Genomic DNA, 21581 nt, shown 5'->3' on the forward strand with positions numbered 1-21581 from the left:
AGCGGGTTGTCGACGTCGCTGGCCGCGATGATCGCTACCCCGGCGACCGCTGCGCGTGCTGCTGCCAGGTCGACGCTGCTCACGCGCGCCAGGCCGGCACCTCCGCCCCCCAGGTCGACGTCCGCCGTGGCACCGAGTGCCGCGAGCAGGCCGGCGCCACCGTCGGTCGTGCCGGACCCCCCGAGCCCGACCACGAGGCGCCGCGCGCCGTGGGCGACGGCGGCCGCGACCAGCTGGCCCACGCCCCGGGTGTGGGCGGTCGTCGCGCCCTCGGCGCCGGTGAGGTGGACTCCGCACGCCTGGGCGCTCTCGACGTACGCGGTGTCCCCTACGAGGAGCAGGGTCGCCGGGACCTCGGCGCCGTGCGGGCCCGCGACGGTCGTGACCAGAAGCTCGCCGCCGAGGGTCGCGTGGAGCACGTCGACGAACCCCGGACCGCCGTCGGACATCGGGGCGAGATCGATCTCGTCGTCCGGGGCTTGGCGCCGCCAACCCTCGGCGATGGCCTCTGCGGCCTCGACCGCGCTCAGCGTCCCGGCGAACTTGTCGGGCGCCACGAGAATCCGCATGGGGTCATCATCCCGCGACCGCGAGTCGGCGCCCGCACGGGCGCGGAATAGGATTGCTCCATGACCACCGTCGACCTCCCGCTGCTGCCCCTCGGCCGTGGCACCGACCCGCTCTCCGAGCGAGGCGTGGAGTGCCCCGGCGACCTGCCGGCGGCCTCCGACCCGGACCTCGTGGCGCGTGCCCGCGCCGCCAAGGAGGCGTTGGGCGACAGGGTGTTCGTGCTCGGCCACCACTACCAGCGCGACGAGGTCATCCAGTTCGCCGACGTCACCGGCGACTCCTTCAAGCTCGCCCGCGACGCGGCCGCCCGACCCGAGGCCGAGTTCATCGTCTTCTGCGGCGTGCACTTCATGGCCGAGTCCGCCGACATCCTCACCGGGCCGCACCAGCGCGTCGTCCTGCCCGACCTCGCCGCCGGCTGCTCGATGGCCGACATGGCGCGGATCGCACAGGTCGAGAAGGCGTGGGAGGCGCTGGCCGAGGCCGGCGTCCGCGACCAGGTCGTGCCAGTCACCTACATGAACTCCAGCGCCGCCATCAAGGCGTTCTGCGGACGCAACGGCGGCGTCGTCTGCACGTCGTCCAACGCCGAGGTCGCCCTCGAGTGGGCGTTCGCGCAGAAGGGGCCGGACACCAAGGTCCTGTTCCTGCCTGACCAGCACCTCGGCCGCAACACGGCCGTCCTCGACCTGGGCTACAGCCTCGACGACTGCGTCGTGTGGAACCCGCACAAGCCGGGCGGCGGTCTCACCGCCGAGGAGCTCCGTGACGCGAAGGTGATCCTCTGGAAGGGCCACTGCTCGGTGCACGGCCGCTTCTCTCCCGACGTCATCGACGATCTCCGGGCCAAGATCCCCGACCTCAACGTGATCGTGCACCCGGAGTGCCGGCACGAGGTCGTGCTCAAGGCCGACCACGTCGGCTCGACCGAGCACATCATCAAGACGATCGAGGCGGCGCCGGCCGGCTCGAGCTGGGCGATCGGCACCGAACTCAACCTGGTGCAGCGGTTGGCGAACGCCCACCCGGACAAGAACATCGTCTTCCTCGACCGCAACGTCTGCTACTGCTCGACGATGAACCGCATCGACCTCCCCCACCTGGTGTGGGCCATGGAGTCGCTCGTCGAGGGCGTCGTCGTCAACCAGATCGAGGTCGACCCGCAGACCGAGCAGGAGGCGCTCGTCGCCCTCCAACGGATGCTCGACCTGCCGGGCAAGAGCCACCGCGACTGACGCGCGTCCACCGCGAGAGATGAAGGAATGAGCATGTTCGGCCGAAGCAAGTCCGAGCCCGAGGCAGACTCCACCGTCGTCGAGCCGAAGCCCGGCGGCAAGGGCCGCCCGACGCCGACCCGCAAGGAAGCGGAGGCCGCCGCCAAGGCGCGCGCCCGCGTCCCCCGGACCCGCAAGGAGCAGGCCGCGCGCGCCCGCGAGTTCCGTGCGGAGAACAGCAAGAAGATCCGCGAGGGGATGAAGGCGGGCGACGAGCGCTTCCTGCCGCCCCGCGACCGGGGGCCCGTCCGCCGGTTCATCCGCGACTACGTCGACAGCCGCTTCACCATCGTCGAGCTGCTCATCCCACTGCTCATCCTCAGCATGATCCTCGGCTACTCCGGTCAGCCGGCGCTGGTCTCGGCGAGCACCATCGTGATCCTGGTGACGTTCCTGTTCGTGATCATCGACATGGTGCTGCTGCGCCTCCGGCTGCGCAAGGAGCTCACCCGCCGGTTCCCCGAGGAGCCGACGAAGGGCACGACGTACTACGCCGTCATGCGCTCCCTCCAGATGAAGTTCATGCGGATGCCGAAGAGCAAGGTCAAGATCGGGCAGAGCCTGCCCGATGACTATCGCTGAGCCTCAGCGACCGGGTGACCCTCAGAGCCTGGGCGACTGGGTCAGCGCGGGGTCGCTGGTCACCACCGGCCCGACCACGTCGTCGATGGCGCGCAGCGTCGCCTCGTCGAGGACGACGCCGGCGGCCTTGACGTTCTCGGTGACCTGCTCGGGTCGCGAGGCGCCGATGATGGCGGCGGAGACGTTGTCGTTCTGGAGCACCCAGGCGACGGCGAGCTGGGCCAGGCTGAGGTCGACCGACTCCGCGATCGGCTGGAGCAGCTGGACCCGCTCGAGGACGTCGTCCTCCAACCAGCGCGAGATGAACGTCGCGCCGCCCTTGTCGTCGGTCGCGCGGGAGCCGAGCGGCGGCGCCTGACCCGGACGGTACTTGCCGGTGAGGACGCCCTGCGCGATCGGCGACCACACGATCTGACCGATGCCGAGCTCGCGACTCGTCGGTACGACCTCGGACTCGATGACCCGCCAGAGCATCGAGTACTGCGGCTGGTTGGACACCAACGGCACCCGCAGCTCCTGGGCGAGCGCGTGGGCCGCGCGGATCTCCTCGGCGCGCCACTCGGAGACCCCGATGTAGAGCGCCTTGCCGGAACGGACGACGTCGGCGAACGCCACCATCGTCTCCTCCAACGGGGTGCCGTGGTCGAAGCGGTGCGCCTGGTAGAGGTCCACGTAATCGGTGCCGAGGCGACGCAGCGAGCCGTCGATCGACTCCAGGATGTGCTTGCGGGAGAGGCCCTTGTCGTTGTGAGCACCGGGGCCGGTCGGCCAGAAGACCTTCGTGAAGACCTCGAGGCCCTCGCGCCGCTCCCCCGCCAGCGCCTTCCCGAGCACGGTCTCGGCCGCGGTGTTGGCATAGACGTCGGCGGTGTCGAAGGTCGTGATGCCCTCGTCGAGGGCCTGCCGGACGCACGCGAGCGCGGCGTCCTCCTCGACCTGGGAACCGTGGGTGAGCCAGTTGCCGTAGGCGATGGCCGAGATCTTCAGGCCACTTGCTCCGAGGTTGCGGATCTCCATGGCGACGACCCTAGCGAGGGACCCCAGCGCGAGCCTTGCGAGGATGGGGGCCATGACCACTGCCGACGTCTCCGTCCGAGTGGCCTGGGCCCAGGACGCCCCCGGGATCGCGGGCGTGCAGGCGCGCGCCTGGGCCGAGCGGTACGACGACCTCCCTGCGCTGCTCGCGGAGCGCGGCCTCGACGCGTCCACGCACGCCGAGGCCTGGCACGCGTCCCTGTCGCGGCCACCGGAGGCTCGACACCGGGCCCTCGTCGCCCTCGAGAGGGTCCGAGTGGTCGGCTTCGTCCTCACCGGCCCCGCCACCGACCCCGACGCCGACCCCGCCGTCGACGGCGAGCTGAGCGAGCTGACCGTCGACCCCGCCGAGACCCGCCGGGGCCACGGCTCCCGCCTGCTCCAAGCCGCCGTCGACACCCTCGCCGCCGACGCCTTCACCCGCATCGTCTGCTGGCTCGACACCACCGACGACACCGCCCGGACGTTCCTCACCAGCGCCGGCTGGGCACCTGACGGCGCCACCCGCGAGCTCGCCGACGAGTCCGGCACCGGAACGGTCAAGCAGGTCCGCCTCCACGCCGCGATCGGCTGACCCACCGCTGCTGCACCGTCCGCCGCCTGGGTGACGTCGCCGTCGATGAAACCTCCAGGGCGACCCGGACGTCCCATCCGCATGGGCGTGCGCGAGGTGCTGGCAGTCGCGGTCGCCGGAGCGCTTCTCGGGGCGTGTGGCCAAGCGAGCCCTGAGGCCGGGCGCGATCGATCGGGGATCACGGGACGCGTGCTGCTCGGACCCCGGTGCCCGGTCGAGACGGTGACCGAATCGTGTGACGACGAACCGGCGGTGGGCGTGGAGGTCACCGTCGCCGAGCAGCCGCCCGGCGAGGCCTACGTGACCGGTCGCGTGGTGGCGCGGACGACGACCGACGCTGACGGCGCCTACCGCGTCTCCGTTCCGCCAGGCACGTACGTCGTCACTGCCGAGGCCGGCATGTCGTGCGAGCTCATGGACGCTCGGGTCGAGCCGGACGGCTACTCGACGGTGGAGATTCCCTGCGACACGGGAATCCGCTGAGCGTCCGCGCTACGCCCGTCACAGCCGGGAGGGCGCAGCGGGTCAGCGCTCCAGCAGGAGGTGCCAGGCGGCGCCCACCCGGCAGAACGGCTCGCGATCGCAGAGGGCCAGCTCGAGCTCGACGAGCTCTGCGAAGTACGCCGGGTCGTGCTTGGGTGCGTCGTCGACGAGGAGGTCGTTGACGATGCGGAGGCCGTAGCGCCCGACGACGGCGAGGCCGGCGACCGCGGCCTCGGCGGCAACCTCCTCCGCTGTGACCTTCCGGACCTCGGTCTGGAACGTCTCGACCATGATCTGCTCGGCACGCAGCTCCCTCAGCGCCGCCGACGGGCCGTCGTTGACCAGCGACCGAAGCACCCGCCCGTCCGCGTTGACGTCGACGACCGAGAGCCGCCCGCCCGGCCGCACCCGCGAGGCCAGCGCCACGACGTCGTCAGCACCCGGCTCCCGATAGCGCAGCACGTAGTGGCACAGGACCAGGTCCCACTCCCCCGCGGGCAGGTCGTCGAGCCCACCGACCACGGTCGCGACCTCCACCCCCGCCGCCGCGGCCCGTCGCTGCGCCTCCGTCAGCCAGCGCTCCGACGGATCGACGATCGTCACGTCGTGCCCGGCCGCAGCCAGCGGGAGGGCATCCCTGCCGTCCCCGCCGCCGACGTCGAGCACCCGCAGCCTGTCGCCCAGGTCGGCGGCGTGCCGCCGCAGGACCTCCTCGACCACCGCGTAGCGGACCCGCGCCCAGGGCGTCGCGGTGTAGTCGCGCCAGGCCGCCAGCCGGACGCTGAAGACGTCGCTCACCCGGCCAGTCTGCAAGGTGGGCCCACACTCACGCCGGGCCGCGAAAGGACGAGGAGTGCGCCGGCCCGAGCCCGACGCACTCCTCGCAGGAGAGGTGAAGGTCAGTTGACGTTCACGGCGCTCCACGCGGCGGCCACGGTGGCCCGTTGGGTGCTCGCGGCACCGAACAGGTCGGTGGCCGCGTTGAGGGTCGCGGTGCGCGCGCCGGCGTAGGTCGTCCCGGACGTCATGTAGACCGTCAGCGCGCGGTACCAGATCCGCTCGGCGTCGGTGCGTCCGATGCCGACGATCGTCGAACCGTCGCAGGTCGGCGAACTGTGGGCCTTGCCGCCGATCGTCTTCGCCCCCGAGCCCTCGGCGAGCAGGTAGAAGAAGTGGTTGCCGACGCCCGAGGAGTAGTGCACGTCGACGTTCTTGGTCGTGGTGCTCCAGCAGGACTGCGAGCTGCCGTCGAGCGACGGGTTGTCCATCCGGCGGAATCCCGACTGCGACGCGAGGTCGAACTCCTCACCGATGTAGTAGTCGCCCGGGTCGTTCGGGTTGGCGGCGTAGAACTCGACCATCGTGCCGAAGATGTCGGACGTCGCCTCGTTGAGGCCGCCGGACTCACCGGAGTAGGTGAGGTTGGCGGTGTTCTCCGTGACGCCGTGCGACATCTCGTGTCCGGCCACGTCGAGCGACACCAGCGGGCCGAACTCGACGCCGTCCCCGTCGCCGTACGTCATCTTGGTGCCGTCCCAGAACGCGTTGACGTAGCCGTTGCCGTAGTGCACCCGGTTGTAGGACCCGGCACCGTTGCCGAAGATGCCGTTCCGGTTGTGCACGAGCTTGTAGTAGTCCCAGGTGACGTTGGTGCCGTACTGCGCGTCGACGCCGGCCGACTCACGGCTGCTCGTCGACCCGTTGCCGAAGAAGACGTCCGTGCTGCTGAACGTCGTACCGGGCTTGCAGCCCGAGCCGAACAGCTGGCAGAGCAGGCCGTCGGTCTTGTTGCCGAAGTCGGTCGTGTAGGTACCGCCGCGCGTCGGGTCCTTGAGGAGGTACGACGTCCCGGACGGCGTGACCTGCAGGTCGACGGTGCCGCTGTAGAGCGAGGTGCCCTCGCCGTCGGTGGTCTGGATCCGCTCCTCGCGGCGGATGACACGGCCGTCGTGCGCGTCGACGTAGGTGAGCAGGCGGCTGGGGGTGCCGTCGGCGTAGCGACCGCCGGTCGTGAACTCCCACGCCAGCCGCGGGGTCCCGCCGATCGCGTCGATGACCAGGCGGGGCGCGCCCTCGACCCGCAGCCGGCTGATCGAGCGCGTCGTCCGGTCGGTGACGCCGACCAGTCGCTCGGCCGCGGCCCGGCCGACCGTCGGCCGCACGGCCACCTTCACCGGAGCGGCGAGCGTCTGGCTGGCGCCGTCCCACGTCGCGCCCGGCCCCTGGTGCACGACGATGTCGCCGCCGATGACGGGCAGGCCGCGGACCGTGCGGGTCATCCGCACGTGAGTGCTGCCGTCAGCGTCGCGGACCGTGCTGGTCGGCGTGAACTCCTGACCGCCCGTCGCGCGGGCGACCGCCGGGCGGGCGAGCAGCGCGCTCACGGCCCTGGCCGCCGCGTTGTCGCCGCTGGGCTTGTCGGACGGCGTCGGGGCGCTGGTGGCGCCGGACGGCAGTCCGAGGACGAGACTGGCGACCGTGGCGGTGACAGCGGTGGCTGCCGCCAATCGCGTGCGGGGACGGGACCCGAGATTCGACACTTCTGTGCTCCTTGCGCGAAGGGGGCGCGGCGCGGATGTGCACCGGGCGTGCAGAGTGTCCCGCCGTGGCGCCGGAGCGACCACAGTTCACTTGCCTCAGGTTCCTGCACCGCAAGAAGTCGCAGGTCCAGGTCAGATGACTTACAGGTCGAGGAAGTGCTCGAGCCCGACAGTGAGGCCCGGGTGGGCGGCGATCTGACGCACCCCGGTGAGCACGCCCGGGGTGAAGGAGACCCGGTCGAGGGAGTCGTGGCGGATGGTGAGCGTCTCCCCCACGCCGCCGAGGACGACCTCCTGGTGGGCGACCAGCCCGCGGATCCGCAGGCCGTGGACGTGGATTCCGTCGACGACTGCGCCGCGGGCGCCGTCGAGCGAGGTGGACGTCGCGTCTGGCACGGGGTCGCAGCCGGCCTCGCGGCGCGCGGCCGCGACCAGCTCCGCCGTACGACGCGCGGTGCCGCTGGGCGCGTCGGCCTTGTTGGGGTGGTGGAGCTCGACGATCTCGACCGACTCGTAGAACGGGGCGGCCTTCGCGGCGAACTGCATCATCAGGATGGCCCCGATGGAGAAGTTCGGGGCGATCAGCACCCCGGTCGTGGAGCTGTCGGCCAACAGGCCCGCGAGGGTGTCCAGACGCTCCTGGTCGAAGCCGGTCGTGCCGACGACGGCGTGGATGCCGTTGCGGATGCAGTACGTCAGGTTGTCCATGACGACGTCGGGGTGGGTGAAGTCGACGACGACCTGCGCACCCGAGGTGACAAGGCCTTCGATCGGGTCGCCCTGGTCGACCGCGGCGACGAGAGCGAGGTCGTCAGCGGCCTCGACCGCTGCGCACACCTCGGCGCCGACCTTGCCCCGCGAACCCAGCACACCGACCCGGACCTCACTGCTCTCCACGGCTCCAAACTAGTGCCTCCGGCATCTCGCACCCCTGTCGGTCCCGCGCTTCGACCCGCAGTTCTGGCAGGCTGGACCCATGGCGGTACAGACGATCCCGGCCCGGCTCCGCTGGGCGGTGGACTTCATCGACGTGCAGCCTCAGGACCACGTGCTCGAGATCGGCTGCGGTTCTGGGCAGGCGGCGGACCTCATCTGCCGACGGCTCGAGGGCCGCGGCAAGATGTTCGCGATCGACCGTTCCGAAGCCGGCGTCGACCGGACCAAGCAGCGCTGCGCCGCCCACGTCGAGGCCGGCAGGCTCACGGTCCGTCAGATCGACCTCGCGACGCTGCGGGTCCCCGTCAAGCGCCTGACCAAGGTCTTCGCCTTCGACGTCAACCTGTTCTGGGTCCGTGACTGCAAGGACGAGGTCGCCCTGCTCCACGAGCGGGTGCTCCCCGGCGGCTCGGTCAACCTGTTCTTCGACACCAGCCGTCCCGAACAGGTACCCGAGATCATCACGAAGACCGCCGAGGCGCTCACCGAGGGCGGCTTCCGCGTCTACATCGCGACGAGCGACAAGCCGCCGGTCGTCGGCATCATCGGCCGCCGCTGAGGTTTGCAGGTTCGGCGACCGAACCGTGCGGGTTCGGCGACCGAACCGTGCGGGTTCGGCGACCGAACCGTGCGGGTTCGGCGACCGAACCGTGCGGGTTCGTGGGATCAGGGACCGACGACGGCGAGCAGCTCGGGGCGGCTGAAGACCTCGGCGGCGACGTCCCGGACCTGCTCGAGCGTGACCGCCTCGATGCGGGCCATCACCTCGTCGATGCCGAGGACGTCGGCATAGACCAGCTCGGCCTTGCCGAGGCGCATCATCCGGGAGCCGCTGTCCTCCAGCCCCAGGACGAGGCCGCCGATCAGCTGTCCCTTGCCGCGAGCGAGCTCCTCAGCGGTGATGCCGTGGGCGGCGATCCGCGACAGCTCGACCCGGACCACCTCGAGCACCTCGTCGAGGCGGCTCGGGAGGCACCCGACGGCGACGCCGACCAGTCCGGAGTCGGCGTAGTGGCTGGCGAAGGAGTAGACCGAGTAGGCCAGGCCGCGGTGCTCGCGGACCTCCTGGAAGAGCCGGCTCGACGTGCCGCCGCCGAGCGCGGTGTTGAGCACGCCCAGCGCGAACCGACGGTCGTCGTCGCGCGGGATGCCCTCGGCCGCGAGCACGACGTTGACCTGCTCGAACGGGCGCGCGATCCGGCCCTCGTTCCCGCGGATGCGCGGCCGACGACGGCTCGTGCGCGGACCGACCGGATCCGCGGCACCGTCGAGGAACCCGTGGCGGCCGAAGTACCTACGGACCGCCTTGACCACGTCGGCGTGGTCGACCGCACCGGCGACCGACACGACCATGTTCCCCGGCCGGTAGTGCTTGCGGTAGAACCGCTGGATCTGGGCCCGGGTCATCGCCTCGATCGACTCGGTCGTCCCGGCGATCGGGCGGCCGAGCGGGCCGCTCCCCCACGCCAGGTCGGCGAGCAGGTTCTGGACGACGTCGTCGGGGTCGTCCTCGTGCATCGCGATCTCGTCGAGGATGACGTCGCGCTCGGCGTCGACGTCGTGCGTCTCGAGCAACGAGCCGGTGATCATGTCGCCGAGGACGTCGACGGCCAGCGGCAGGTCCTCACCGAGCACCCGCGCGTGGAAGCACGTGTACTCCTTGGCGGTGAACGCGTTGAACTCGCCGCCGACCGCGTCGAGCGCGATCGAGATGTCGAGGGCCGAGCGCTCGTCGGTGCCCTTGAAGAGCAGGTGCTCGAGGAAGTGCGAGGCGCCGTGGGTGGCGTCGTTCTCGTCACGCGAGCCGACGCCGATCCACACCCCGATGGAGGCAGAACGGGAACCGGCCATCTGCTCGGTGACGATGCGCAGCCCCGACGGCAGGACGGTACGACGGACCTGCGACGTCACCCGACCCTCAACGTCCCGGACGGTCTCGAGGGTGGTGGTCGACGCGCGGCCGGCACTCGGGAGTGGCGACGGCCGGCCAGCGGTGCGCTGGCCGGCCGNGAGCTTCTGGCCGACCGCGACGACGTCCTCGACGTTCTCGACCCGCTTGCCGCCGGCGAGGTCACGCAGCTTGCTGATGTGCAGCAGGCCGTCCTTGCCGGGCATGAGCGAGACGAACGCACCGAAGTTGGTCGTCTTGACGACGGTGCCGAGGTAGCGCTCGCCGACCTCGGGCATCGTCGGGTTGGCGATCGCGTTGACCGCGGCCTTGGCGGCCTCGGCCGCCTCGCCGTTGGTCGCACCGATGTAGACCGTGCCGTCGTCCTCGATGGACAGCGTCGCGCCCGTGTCGTCCTGGATCTGGTTGATGACCTTGCCCTTGGGCCCGATGACCTCGCCGATCTTGTCGACGGGCACCCGGATCGTGATGATCCGCGGGGCGTGGACCGACATCTCCTCGGGAGCGTCGATGGCCTCGTTCATGACCTCGAGGATCGCCGTACGGGCGTCCTTGGCCTGGTTGAGCGCGGCCGCGAGGACCTCGGCCGGGATGCCGTCCAGCTTGGTGTCGAGCTGGAGGGCGGTCACGAACTGGCTGGTGCCGGCGACCTTGAAGTCCATGTCACCGAACGCGTCCTCGGCGCCGAGGATGTCGGTCAGCGCGACGTACTGCGTCTCGCCGTCGACCTCGCCGGAGATGAGGCCCATCGCGATGCCGGCGACGGCGGCCTTGAGGGGCACACCCGCCTGCAGCAGCGACAGGGTCGAGGCGCAGACCGAGCCCATCGAGGTCGAGCCGTTGGAGCCCATGGCCTCGGAGAGCTGACGGATCGCGTAGGGGAACTCCTCGCGCGACGGGAGCACGGGCAGCAGCGCGCGGCGAGCCAGCGCACCGTGACCGACCTCGCGACGCTTCGGCGAACCGACGCGGCCGGTCTCACCGGTGGAGAACGGCGGGAAGACGTACTTGTGCATGTAGCGGCGGTGCTTCTCCGGGGAGAGCGTGTCCAGCTGCTGCTCCATCTTCAGCATGTCCAGCGTGGTGACACCCAGGATCTGGGTCTCGCCGCGCTCGAACAGCGCCGAGCCGTGGACGCGGGGCAGGACCCCGACCTCGGCGTGCAGCGGCCGGATGTCGGCCAGACCGCGGCCGTCGATGCGGACCTTGTCCCGCAGGACCTGCGTGCGGATGGCCTGCTTGGTGACGGCCTTGTAGGCGGCACCGATCTCCTTCTCGCGGCCGGCGAACTGCTCGCCGATCTGCTCGAGGAGGCCGTCCTTGATCCGGTCGCCCTCCTCCTCGCGCTCCTGCTTGGACAGGACGCGCTCGCGGGAGCCGCCGACGCTGTAGAGGTCGCGGACGGCGGTGCCGACAGCGGCCTCGACGGCCTCGAGGACGTCGTCCTCGAAGTCGAGGAAGATCGGGAACTCCTGGACCGGCTTCGCGGCAGCCTTGGCCAGCTCGGCCTGGGCCTCGACCAGCTGCTTGATGAAGGGCTTCGACGCGTCGAGACCGCCGGCGACGACCTCCTCGGTCGGCGCCTGGACGCCCTCCTGGACCTTCGTCCAGGTCGACTCGGTGGCCTCCGCCTCGACCATCATGATCGCGACGTCACCGGAGTCGGTGACCCGTCCGGCGACGACCATGTCGAAGACCGCGTCCTCGAGCTGGCTGTGGCTCGGGAAGGCGACCCACTGGCCCTCGATGAGGGCGACGCGAACGGCGCCGACCGGGCCGGAGAACGGCAGGCCGGACAGCTGGGTCGACATCGACGCGGCGTTGATCGCCAGCACGTCGTAGGGGGCGTCCGGGTTGAGCGCAAGGACAGTGATCACGACCTGGACCTCGTTGCGCAGACCCTTCTTGAAGGTCGGGCGCAGCGGGCGGTCGATGAGACGGCAGGTGAGGATCGCGTCCTCGCCCGGGCGACCCTCGGAACGGAAGAAGGAGCCGGGGATCTGGCCCGCGGCGTACATCCGCTCCTCGACGTCGATCGTCAGGGGGAAGAAGTCGAAGTGGTCCTTGGGGTGCTTGCCGGCCGTGGTGGCCGACAGGAGCATCGTGTCGTCGTCGAGGTAGGCGGTCACCGAACCGGCGGCCTGGCGGGCGAGGAGCCCCGTCTCGAACTTGACGGTACGGGTGCCGAACTTGCCGTTGTCGATAACGGTCTCTACGGCGGAGATGACGGGTTCAGTCAAGATGTTCTCTTATTCGTACGGCGCGGAGCACGCTGCCCCGCAGTCATTTGGACTAGTTGTCACAGATCACAGTAGCGATGCTGTGAGGAAATGCAGAAAGGGCGACCACTGGGGTCGCCCTCTCACACTATCTCCGTCGCCCGGCGCGTGCGGCTGCAAGGCGCGGGCCCGCAACGCCGCAGACGCTCCGCCGAGCGGCGGAGATCAGCGACGCAGGCCGAGGCGCTCGACGATGGAGCGGTAGCGCTCGATCTCGGTCTTCTTGAGGTAGTTGAGCAGGCGACGGCGCTGACCCACGAGGAGCAGCAGGCCGCGGCGGCTGTGGTGGTCGTGCTTGTGCTGCTTGAGGTGCTCGGTCAGGTGGCTGATCCGGTGGCTGAGCAGCGCGATCTGCACCTCCGGCGAACCGGTGTCGCCCTCGGTCGTGGCGTACTCGGCGATGATCTTCTTCTTGGTCTCCGCGTCGGTACCAATAGCCATGCTGGTGGGGTCCTTCCGGTTCGTTGCGCGGCGCGCCCGGGCAGGTCCACCGGGGCACTCTTGATCCGCGGCCGTCAGACGGCAACCGCACAAGATTAACAGCGGCCTCCAGCAGCACCCAATCGTCGTCGGACCGTGCCACGATGGCGGGATGGCCCAGCGACAGTCCAGCCAGACGATCGGCGTGTGCAACCTGTGCGAGGCGATGTGCGGCCTCCTGCTGACCGTCGAGGACGGCCGGGTCACCTCGGCGCGCGGCAACCCCGACGACCCGCTCTCGCGCGGCCACATCTGCCCCAAGGGGGTGGCGATCGGCGACATCCACGCCGACCCCGACCGGCTGCGTCGACCGGTACGACGCGACCGCGCGACCGGCGCGTGGAACGAGATCGGCTGGGACGAGGCGCTCGACCTGGTGGCCGAGCGGCTCGCCGCGGTGACCGACACGCATGGTCGCGCCGCGCTCGGGATCTATCTCGGCAACCCCAACGTCCACAGCCTGGGCTCGATGACCCACGGGACGGCGCTGGTCAAGGCGCTCCACACGCCCAACACGTTCAGCGCGACCTCGGTGGATCAGCTCCCCCACCAGTTGATGGCGCACCTCATGTTCGGGCACCAGCTGATGCTGCCGGTCCCGGACATCGACCGGACGTCGTACTTCCTGGTGTTCGGCGCGAACCCGATGGCCTCCAACGGCTCCTTGATGACGGTCCCGGACTTCCCGGGACGGTTGCGTGAGCTGAAGGCCCGCGGCGGGCGGATGGTCGTCCTCGACCCGCGCCGCACCGAGACCGCGAAGGTCGCCTCCGAGCACCACTTCCTGCGGCCCGGGTCCGACGCGTGGGTGCTGCTGGCGATGGTCCGCCAGCTCTTCGTCGACGGCGCGGCGGCGGCGCCGTCGTACGCCCGCGGAGTCGCGGCGGTCGAGGAGGCGGTCGCACCCTTCACTCCCGAGCTCGCCGAGCAGCACAGCGGGATCCCGGCGGCGGAGGTCGTCCGGATGGTCCGCGAGCTCGCGGCGGCGGACGGCGGTGTCGCCTACGGCCGGATCGGGGTCTCGACCCACGAGTTCGGCTCGATCTGCCAGTGGGCGATCAACCTCCTCAACCTCCTCACCGGCAACCTCGATCGCGAGGGCGGGGCCATGCTCACCTCCCCCGCGATCGACATCGTCGGGACCGGCCTGATCGGCCGGGGTGGCCACGGTCGCCGTACGTCGCGGGTGCGCGGCCTGCCGGAGACGTCGAGCGAGCTCCCCGTGGCGGCGTTGCGCGAGGAGATCGAGACGCCCGGGGAGGGCCAGATCCGGGCGATGCTGACGCTGTCCGGCAACCCGGTCCTCTCGACGCCGGACGGCGCGCGCCTCGACACGGCGCTCGCCGGGCTCGAGTTCATGGCCGCCGTCGACATCTACATCAACGAGACGACCCGTCACGCCGACGTGATCCTGCCGCCGACGACCGCTCTCGAGCGCGACCACTACGACCTGGTCTTCCACGCCCTTGCCGTGCGCAACACCAGCCGCTTCACCCCGGCGATCTTCCCCAAGGACCGCGACGCCCGGCACGACTGGCAGATCTATCGCGACCTCGCGCTGCGGACGACAGCCCGCCGGAGCAAGAAGCTCTCGCTGGCCGACCGCGCCAAGCTGTGGGCGCGGATGTCGATCAGCCCGACCAGGCTGGTCCAGGTCCTCCTCGCCCGTGGCGAGTCCGGCGTGACGATCTCCCGTCTCCGCAAGCACCCGGAGGGCATCGACCTCGGCCCGCTCCGTGCCGGTCAGCTGCCCGGCCGGCTCCAGACCCCCGACAAGGTGGTCGACCTGGCGCCCGCGTTGGCCGTCGACGATCTCACCCGCCTGGCGGCCGTCGTGCCGCCGCCCAGCGACGAGCTGCTCCTCATCGGCCGGCGGCACCAGCGCGACTGCAACTCCTGGATGCACAACAGCGAGCGGCTCACCAAGGGCCGCCCCCGTCACCAGCTGCTCATGAACCCCGCCGACCTCGCCGCACGAGGGCTGGCCGACGGCGCCCTGGTGACCGTGACGTCACGGGTCGGCACGGTGAAGGTCGACGTGCTCGCGACCGATGATGTGATGCCCGGCGTCGTCTCCCTCCCCCACGGCTACGGCCACGGCCGCGACGGGGTGCGTCTCGGGGTGGCCGACCAGGTCCCCGGCGTCTCCATCAACGACCTGACCGACCCCGAGCGCCTCGACGTCTCCGGCAACGCCGCGCTGAGCGGGGTGCCCGTCACCGTCGAGTAGGCGGACGAGGTCAGGCCACCTGGACCGGGTGCCGGACGACGGCGTCGAAGAAGTAGCCGTTGGGGTTGACCGCGGCGACGTCGGGCTGGGTCCGTCCCCACGCGTCGGTCGCCCGGGCCTGCAGCACGTAGGCACCCGGCGCCGGGTCGCGCCAGGGGAAGGTCCACTGGCTCCAGCCGTGGCCCGGTCGACCGCCGGCGGGCGCGGGGTGGACGCGGGCATCGCTCCAGGTGGAGCCCCCGTCGACGCTCACCTCGACCCGGCTGATCGGACCCGCGCCCGACCACGAGCGTCCCGTGAGGTCGACCTTGCGACCGGCGGGAACCCGCGCGTCCCACGGCAGCTCCCAGGCGGACCGGACCGGGTTGACGGTGAGAGGTCCGTCGATGTTGTACCAGCGGGTGTTCCACGGCGAGGTCAGCTCGGTCCGCGACACCTCGAGCGACCCGAGCCACTTGATGCTGGCGATCCCGATCCAGCCCGGCAGGACCAGGCGGAGCGGCGCTCCGTGGTCGGGGAGGAGCGGTTCCCCGTTCACACCCCAGGCCAGCAGCGCGTCGTCGAGCGCCTTGGCGACCGGGAACGGGCGACGGACCGGACCGTGGTTCACGCCCTTGTCGACGTAGTCCGGATCGAGACCGACGCCTTGGACGCAGACCGCGTCCGGGCGGATCCCTGCCCACTCCAGCACGTCGCGGAGGCGGACGCCCTGCCAGGCCACCGTCCCCACCGCGCCGAGGCGCCAGCCGGTACCCGAGACCGTCTGGCCCTGCTGGGAGGAGAAGTAGCTGCGACCGTTGCCGGTGCACTCGTGGACCGAGACCACCTCGACGTCGCGGAACCGGCGTCGCAGGTCGGCGACGGTGAGGGTGGCGCCTGCGGGATCAGCCAGGCCGTCGCCGTGGACGCGGAGCGCATGGTCGGCGGGGTCGATCACCGGTGTGCGGGTGTGGTTGCGGACGAAGAGCCGCCCTTGCGGCGTGAGGTAGCGCCGCGGGTCCACCGACTCCCACCGCATCTCGGCGTTGGTGCCGAAGTCGGTGAAGAGCGCCGGCGGCACCGGCTTGAGGATGTTCGGGGCGCCCGCCACCGCGGGCTGAGCCAGCCGGGCGAGGGCCGCGGCAGCCGCACCGGCCGCCGGGAACGTGAGGACCGATCGTCGTCGGAGTCGCGCACTCTCCATTTTTCNTTTTCGAGAGTAACACGATCAACTTAATAGTCTATTGATCCTCTTCGGGCGCCGCGAGCATCCGATAGATCACGCGCATGCTCACGGCGCGGGCCAGCTCGTCCATGATCACCGTGAAGAACTGCTTGCGATAGAGCTCGTCGGTGATGGCGACCACGGTGAAGTAGAGGCCCGAGAAGCCGGCCAGGAAGAGCGCGACGTGGAGCAGCTCGTAGCTGACCACGTCCGGCCCCGGCGGGTACGACGGGTGGCCGTCGCCGACCCACGAGGTGATGACCGACGGCTCGATCGCCAGCGCGCCGAACCCGAGGAAGAAGAGGAAGACCGCCACCACCAGGAGGAACACCTGGACGGCCTGTGCGATCACGAGCACCAGAACCAGGTTGACCATCTGGAGGCCGGTCACCTGCGCCTGGTCGGGCAGGTCGACGTCTGCGGCGACGATCCGCCGCGCAGCCGCCTCGAGCGGGCTGTTGGCGGTCGCGGACAGCACCTCCTCGTGCTGCACGCGGTCGTCGAACTCGTCGAGCTCCTGGGCCATCCGGGGCAGCATGAAGCCGGCTGCGACCGCGGCGAAGCAGAGGACCGCCGCCCAGAGCTTGCCGCCGTGGAGGGCGGACGCCACCTGCCAGACCTCGGTGTTGATGAAGAGGAAGGTGATGAAGAGCATCAGGATCGGCAGGGCCCGCGTGGCGAGCGGCAGCAGCAGCCCCAGGCTGCTCAGGGCCCGGCGCAGGGCCCAGCGGGCGATCGGGGTGGTGTGCAGCGCGACCAGGCTGTAGCCGACCACGGCGAGCGCCGCCGCGGAGATGCCGGCGACGACGTCGTACGACGGCTCGGGGGTGGCCCGCACCGCGATCCCCGTGCCGACGCCGACCGCGACCGCGAGCACGCCCACGACGACGATCGGGAGCCGGGCGAGCCGGCCCCCGACGTCGGCCCGGATCTCGTCGACGAACCAGGGCAGCCCGTGGTGGGCGAACCAGGCCTCGGCCGCCGCACGCTCGTCTGCCGACGTGGGCTGGGAGCTCATGCCCCGAGGATCTCGCGAGTTCGCTCCACGTCGTCGGCGATCGCGACAAGAAGCGCGTCGATCCCGTCGAAGCGCACCATGCCGCGGATCCGGTCGACGAACACCACCTCGACCTCGACGCCGTACAGGTCGAGGTCGGTGCGGTCGAGCACGTAGGCCTCGACCCGACGGTCGCGCTGCCCGTCGAAGGTCGGGTTGGTGCCGACGCTGATCGCAACGGGGTGCATCGTGCCGCCGTCGGCCCCGTCGAGGCGGCGCATCCAGCCCGCGTAGACCCCGTCGGCGGGCGCCGCGGCGCCCGCCACCACCGGGACGTTGGCCGTCGGGAAGCCGAGCTCACGGCCGCGCTGGTCGCCCTTGATCACCGCGCCGCGGGTGACGAACGGGCGCCCCAGGGCCTCGGCGGCACCGGCGACGTCACCAGCGGCGAGGCAGGTCCGGACATAGGTCGAGGACCACACCTGCGGTCCGCCGTCGAGCTCGACGGCCTCGACGGAGAAGTCCTGGGTGCGACCGGCGTCGCCGAGCGTGTGGACGTCGCCCGCCGCGCGGTTGCCGAAACGGAAGTTCGCGCCCACCACGACCGCCTTGGCGTGCAGGCTCGCCACCAGGATCCGGTCGATGAACTCCTGCGGCGTCCACGCCGCGATCTCGCGGGAGAACGGCACCACCAGGACGGCGTCGACGCCCGCCTCGCCGAGCAGCCGCAGCCGCTCGTCGATGGTCGTCAGGGTCGGGGGCGCGTGCTCCGGCCGGAGCACCGCGATCGGGTGCGGGTCGAAGGTGACGGCGACGACCGTCGCGACGTCGACCTCGCCGGCGACCTCCCGGGCCCGCTGCACGACGTGCTGGTGGCCCAGGTGCATGCCGTCGAAGTTGCCGATGGTGACGACGCTCCGCGACGCCGCCAGCGCGTCGTCGGGGACCTCCGAGAGCTCTCGCCACACCTGCACAGCCGTCACCCTACTGACCGTCGCCGCTCATCCGACGAAGACCACCGCGGGACGGGCGCGACCGCCCTCGGGGCGGTAGAGCGCGAGGAACTCGCCGTCGGGCCCGAACACCGCCGTCAGGTCGACGAGATCCAGGGCGAGCGGCCGGCCGTAGCGGACGTCCTGGGCCTGCTCCGTCGTCAGGTCGTAGGACGGGAACGCGGCGCGCGCGGCGACCGCGATCGGCATCAGGGCGAGCTCGTCGCCGTGCTGGTCGAGGGTGCGGGCGACGTCGAGACCGTAGGGGCCGACGGCGGTCCGGCGCAGCGCGGTCAGGTGCCCGCCGACACCCAGGTCGGCGCCGACGTCGCGGGCGATCGCACGGACGTAGGTGCCGCTCGAGCACCGCAGGGAGACCTCGACGTCGAGGTGCTCCCCGGCGGTTCGCACCCGGTGGACGTCGAGCGCGTGGACGGTGACGGGGCGCGCCTGGAGCGCGACCTCCTCACCCTCGCGGACCCGCTGGTAGGACCGCTTGCCGTCGACCTTGATCGCCGAGACCGCGGTCGGGACCTGCTCGATGTCCCCGACGTAGCGCGCGAGCGCGTCGCGGACCTCCTGCTCGGTGACCTCGGCGGCCGAGGCGGTCGCCACGACGTCACCCTCGGCGTCGTCGGTGACGGTCGACACGCCGAGCCGGATGGTGGCGTCGTAGGCCTTCTCGGTGAGCATCAGGTGACCGAGCAGGCGGGTCGCCCGTCCGGTGCCGAGCACCAGCACGCCGGTCGCCATCGGGTCGAGCGTGCCGGCGTGGCCGACCTTGCGCGTCCCCGCCAGCCGGCGCACCCGGGCGACCACGTCGTGGCTGGTGAGGCCACCGGGCTTGTCGACGACGACCAGCCCGTTGGGCTCGGTCACTCTTCGGCGTCGTCCGCGTCGTCGTCCTCGACGATCTCGCGGGGCTTCTTGTACGGGTCGGCTTCGCCGGCCGGCCGCGCACCCTCTCGTGCGGCCGCGACGGCGGCGTCGGCCTCGCGGGCCTTCGCCAGCACCTCGTCGAGGTGGCGCGCCCCCTCGGGGAGAACGTCGGGCGCGAAGGCGAGCGTGGGGACGAGCCGCATCCCGAGCTGGCGGCCGACCTCCGCGCGCAGCACGCCCTTGGCGGACTCCAGCGCCACGGCCGTCGCGGTCTGCTCGTCCTCGGTGCCGAGGACGGTGTAGTAGACGGTGGCGTGCTGGCTGTCGCCACTGAGCCGGACGTCGGTGACGGTGATGAAACCGAGCCGGGGGTCCTTGATCCGCAGCTCGAGCATCTCGGCCACGATCACCTGGATCCGGTCCGCGATCTTGCGCACGCGCGGGTTGGTCATGACCTGTTCCTATCAGTCAGACGGCTGCGCCGCCCGTCCCGCGTGGTGCGGGACGGGCGGCGGAGCAGGGGGCGATCAGCCCCGGGGGATTTCCTTCATCTCGAAGGCCTCGACGATGTCGCCTTCCTTGATGTCCTGGAAGTTGCGGAGCACGAGACCGCACTCGAACCCTTCCCGGACCTCCGACGCGTCGTCCTTCTCCCGCTTGAGCGAGGCCAGGTCGAGGTTGTCGGCGACGACGGCGCCGTCACGGAGCACGCGCACCTTGGCGTTGCGTCGCAGGACGCCGCCGATGACCATGCAGCCTGCGATGTTGCCGATCTTGGACGAGCGGAAGATCGCACGGATCTCCGCCTGACCAAGGGTCGACTCCTCGTACTCCGGCTTGAGCATGCCCTTGAGAGCAGCCTCGATCTCCTCGATGGCCTGGTAGATGACCGAGTAGTACTTGATCTCCACGCCCTCGCGGTCGGCGAGCTCGGCAGCCTTGCCCTGGGCCCGGACGTTGAAGCCGATGATGATCGCGTCGGACGCGGCCGCCAGGTTGACGTTGGCCTCGGTGATCGCACCGACGCCGCGGTCGATGACCCGCAGGGCCACCTCGTCGCCGACCTCGAGCGCCGCAAGGGCGTCCTCGAGGGCCTCGACGGAACCGGACACGTCGCCCTTGAGGATGAGGTTGAGCTCCTGGCTCTCGCCCTTCTCCATGGAGGCCATGAAGTCCTCGAGCGTACGACGCACGCGACGCTTGGCCTGCAGGGCGGCACGCTCGCGCGCCTCCCGCTTCTCGGCGATCTGACGGGCCATCCGGTCGTCCTCGACCACGATGAAGTTCTGGCCCGCACCGGGGACAGCCGACAGACCGAGCACCATCGCCGGGCGACCGGGGTCGGCCTCGGTCAGCTCGTCACCGTGCTCGTCGAGCATCGCTCGCACCCGGCCGTAGGCCGGACCGGCGACGATCGAGTCACCGACGCGCAGCGTGCCGCGCTGGACCAGGATCGTGGCGACCGGGCCGCGACCGCGGTCCAGGTGCGCCTCGACCACGAGGCCCTGGGCGTCCTGGGTCGGGTTGGCCCGCAGGTCCAGGGACGCGTCCGCGGTGAGCACGACCGCCTCGAGCAGCTTGTCGAGGTTGAGCCCCGCCTTGGCGGAGACGTCGACGAACATCGCCTCGCCGCCGTACTCCTCGGGGACCAGGCCGTACTCGGTCAGCTGGCCACGGACCTTGGTCGGGTCCGCCTCCGGCTTGTCGATCTTGTTGACCGCGACCACGATCGGCACGCCGGCCGCCTTGGCGTGGTTGAGCGCCTCGACCGTCTGCGGCATGACGCCGTCGTCGGCCGCGACCACGAGGATCGCGATGTCGGAGGACTGCGAACCACGCGCACGCATGGCGGTGAACGCCTCGTGACCCGGGGTGTCGATGAAGCTGATCCGACGGTCGATCCCGTCGACGGTCGTGTGCACCTGGTAGGCGCCGATGTGCTGGGTGATGCCACCCGCCTCACCGGCGACGACGTTGGCGCCGCGCAGCGCGTCGAGGAGCTTGGTCTTTCCGTGGTCGACGTGACCCATGACGGTCACGACCGGCGGCCGGATGACCAGGTCGTCCTCGTCGCCCTCGTCCGCACCGAACTCCAGGTCGAACGACTCGAGCAGCTCGCGGTCCTCGTCCTCCGGGGAGACGACCTCGACGACGTAGTTGAGCTCCTCACCGAGCAGCTCGAGGGTCTCGTCGCCCACGGACTGGGTCGCGGTGACCATCTCGCCGAGGTGGAAGAGCATCTGCACGAGCGAGGCCGCGTCGAGCCCGATCTTCTCCGCGAAGTCGGTCAGCGAGGAGCCACGCGACAGGCGAACGGTCTCGCCGTTGCCCTTGCGGACCCGCATGCCGCCCAGCGTCGGGGCCTCCATGGCCTCGAACTCCTGGCGACGCGCCCGCTTCGACTTGCGACCACGACGGGCCGGACCGCCGGGGCGACCGAAGGCACCCTGGGTCTGACCACGCTGACCGGGACGGTTGCCGCCACCGGGACGGCCACCGCCGGCGGGGCCGAAGCCACCGCCGCCACCCGGGCCACCACGGCCCGGAGCACCGGCACCGGCGCCGGGGCCACCGCGACCGGGAGCACCGGGACGACCCGGGGCACCGCCACGGGCAC

The 21581-nt window shown here is 71.1% G+C and carries 19 protein-coding genes and 1 pseudogene; 6 read left to right on the forward strand and 14 right to left on the reverse strand.

The features are described from left to right. Nucleotides 1–569 (reverse strand): glycerate kinase (locus H0487_RS15555; RefSeq protein ID WP_183095148.1); only part of this gene is annotated, 569 nt, incomplete at its 3' end. 60 nt (nucleotides 570–629) lie between these two features. On the opposite strand from H0487_RS15555, the gene nadA reads away from it, so the two are divergent. Both nadA and H0487_RS15565 read left to right on the forward strand, forming a co-directional pair. Then, nucleotides 630–1805 (forward strand): quinolinate synthase NadA, encoded by a 1176-nt coding sequence (gene nadA, locus H0487_RS15560; protein ID WP_183095149.1) that lies wholly within the window; start codon nucleotides 630–632, stop codon nucleotides 1803–1805. Nucleotides 1806–1838: 33 nt separating this feature from the next. After that, nucleotides 1839–2426 carry a DUF3043 domain-containing protein gene (locus H0487_RS15565; RefSeq protein ID WP_183095150.1) on the forward strand — a complete coding sequence of 196 codons (588 nt, stop codon included), beginning with the start codon at nucleotides 1839–1841 and terminating at the stop codon, nucleotides 2424–2426. A gap of 21 nt (nucleotides 2427–2447) precedes the next feature. On the opposite strand, the gene H0487_RS15570 is transcribed toward H0487_RS15565, so the two are convergent. Next, a complete protein-coding gene (locus H0487_RS15570; RefSeq protein WP_183095151.1) occupies nucleotides 2448–3443 on the reverse strand; it encodes an aldo/keto reductase family protein in 996 nt (331 codons plus the stop codon). A 52-nt stretch (nucleotides 3444–3495) separates the two neighbouring features. Here H0487_RS15570 and H0487_RS15575 point away from each other — a divergent pair, with 52 nt between their 5' ends. Beyond that, nucleotides 3496–4035, forward strand: coding sequence for a GNAT family N-acetyltransferase (locus tag H0487_RS15575; RefSeq protein ID WP_183095152.1), 540 nt, complete (start codon nucleotides 3496–3498; stop codon nucleotides 4033–4035). A gap of 87 nt (nucleotides 4036–4122) precedes the next feature. Then, nucleotides 4123–4518 carry a carboxypeptidase-like regulatory domain-containing protein gene (locus H0487_RS15580; RefSeq protein WP_183095153.1) on the forward strand — a complete coding sequence of 132 codons (396 nt, stop codon included), beginning with the start codon at nucleotides 4123–4125 and terminating at the stop codon, nucleotides 4516–4518. 42 nt (nucleotides 4519–4560) lie between these two features. Here the strand turns inward: H0487_RS15580 and H0487_RS15585 are convergent, their stop codons facing one another. The 3 genes from H0487_RS15585 to dapB form a co-directional block, all read right to left on the reverse strand. Then, entirely contained in the window at nucleotides 4561–5316 is a 756-nt protein-coding gene (locus H0487_RS15585) for a class I SAM-dependent methyltransferase (protein WP_183095154.1), read from the reverse strand. Between the two features lie 101 nt (nucleotides 5317–5417). Further along, on the reverse strand, nucleotides 5418–7058 hold the full coding sequence (locus H0487_RS15590) for a M4 family metallopeptidase (protein ID WP_183095155.1): 1641 nt from the start codon (nucleotides 7056–7058) through the stop codon (nucleotides 5418–5420). A 141-nt stretch (nucleotides 7059–7199) separates the two neighbouring features. Further along, nucleotides 7200–7955: a 4-hydroxy-tetrahydrodipicolinate reductase gene (gene dapB / locus H0487_RS15595; RefSeq protein ID WP_183095156.1), complete on the reverse strand. Its 756-nt coding sequence runs from the start codon at nucleotides 7953–7955 to the stop codon at nucleotides 7200–7202. 79 nt (nucleotides 7956–8034) lie between these two features. On the opposite strand from dapB, the gene H0487_RS15600 reads away from it, so the two are divergent. Beyond that, nucleotides 8035–8553, forward strand: a complete 519-nt coding sequence (locus tag H0487_RS15600) for a class I SAM-dependent methyltransferase (RefSeq protein ID WP_183095157.1) — start codon at nucleotides 8035–8037, stop codon at nucleotides 8551–8553. A 107-nt stretch (nucleotides 8554–8660) separates the two neighbouring features. Here H0487_RS15600 and H0487_RS23490 read toward each other — a convergent pair whose 3' ends face one another. From H0487_RS23490 to rpsO, 3 genes and pseudogenes are all read right to left on the reverse strand, one after another. After that, nucleotides 8661–9905, reverse strand: coding sequence for a M16 family metallopeptidase (locus H0487_RS23490; protein WP_376766687.1), 1245 nt, complete (start codon nucleotides 9903–9905; stop codon nucleotides 8661–8663). Between the two features lie 99 nt (nucleotides 9906–10004). Beyond that, a pseudogene (locus H0487_RS22930) lies at nucleotides 10005–12143 on the reverse strand (polyribonucleotide nucleotidyltransferase); the annotation flags it as partial. A gap of 204 nt (nucleotides 12144–12347) precedes the next feature. Beyond that, nucleotides 12348–12623, reverse strand: a complete 276-nt coding sequence (gene rpsO, locus H0487_RS15610; RefSeq protein WP_136593170.1) for a 30S ribosomal protein S15 — start codon at nucleotides 12621–12623, stop codon at nucleotides 12348–12350. Between the two features lie 151 nt (nucleotides 12624–12774). On the opposite strand from rpsO, the gene H0487_RS15615 reads away from it, so the two are divergent. Then, nucleotides 12775–14892 (forward strand): molybdopterin-dependent oxidoreductase, encoded by a 2118-nt coding sequence (locus H0487_RS15615; RefSeq protein ID WP_183095159.1) that lies wholly within the window; start codon nucleotides 12775–12777, stop codon nucleotides 14890–14892. Nucleotides 14893–14902: 10 nt separating this feature from the next. Here the strand turns inward: H0487_RS15615 and H0487_RS15620 are convergent, their stop codons facing one another. From H0487_RS15620 to infB, 6 genes are all read right to left on the reverse strand, one after another. After that, nucleotides 14903–16075, reverse strand: a complete 1173-nt coding sequence (locus H0487_RS15620; RefSeq protein WP_183095160.1) for a molybdopterin-dependent oxidoreductase — start codon at nucleotides 16073–16075, stop codon at nucleotides 14903–14905. A 37-nt stretch (nucleotides 16076–16112) separates the two neighbouring features. Continuing rightward, nucleotides 16113–17114, reverse strand: coding sequence for a hypothetical protein (locus H0487_RS15625; RefSeq protein WP_183095161.1), 1002 nt, complete (start codon nucleotides 17112–17114; stop codon nucleotides 16113–16115). Next, nucleotides 17111–18076: a bifunctional riboflavin kinase/FAD synthetase gene (locus H0487_RS15630; protein ID WP_312855970.1), complete on the reverse strand. Its 966-nt coding sequence runs from the start codon at nucleotides 18074–18076 to the stop codon at nucleotides 17111–17113. The genes H0487_RS15625 and H0487_RS15630 overlap by 4 nt, the downstream gene beginning before the upstream one ends. Before the next feature lie 18 nt (nucleotides 18077–18094). Further along, on the reverse strand, nucleotides 18095–18964 hold the full coding sequence (gene truB, locus H0487_RS15635; RefSeq protein WP_183095162.1) for a tRNA pseudouridine(55) synthase TruB: 870 nt from the start codon (nucleotides 18962–18964) through the stop codon (nucleotides 18095–18097). Continuing rightward, nucleotides 18961–19416, reverse strand: coding sequence for a 30S ribosome-binding factor RbfA (rbfA, locus tag H0487_RS15640; protein WP_183095163.1), 456 nt, complete (start codon nucleotides 19414–19416; stop codon nucleotides 18961–18963). Before rbfA ends, truB begins: the two co-directional genes overlap by 4 nt. A gap of 75 nt (nucleotides 19417–19491) precedes the next feature. Continuing rightward, nucleotides 19492–21581: translation initiation factor IF-2 (gene infB, locus H0487_RS15645; RefSeq protein WP_183095164.1), on the reverse strand; the 2090-nt coding region annotated here is incomplete at its 5' end.

It is taken from the genome of Nocardioides stalactiti, assembly GCF_014180715.1.
In the GTDB taxonomy this organism is placed as follows: domain Bacteria; phylum Actinomycetota; class Actinomycetes; order Propionibacteriales; family Nocardioidaceae; genus Nocardioides; species Nocardioides stalactiti.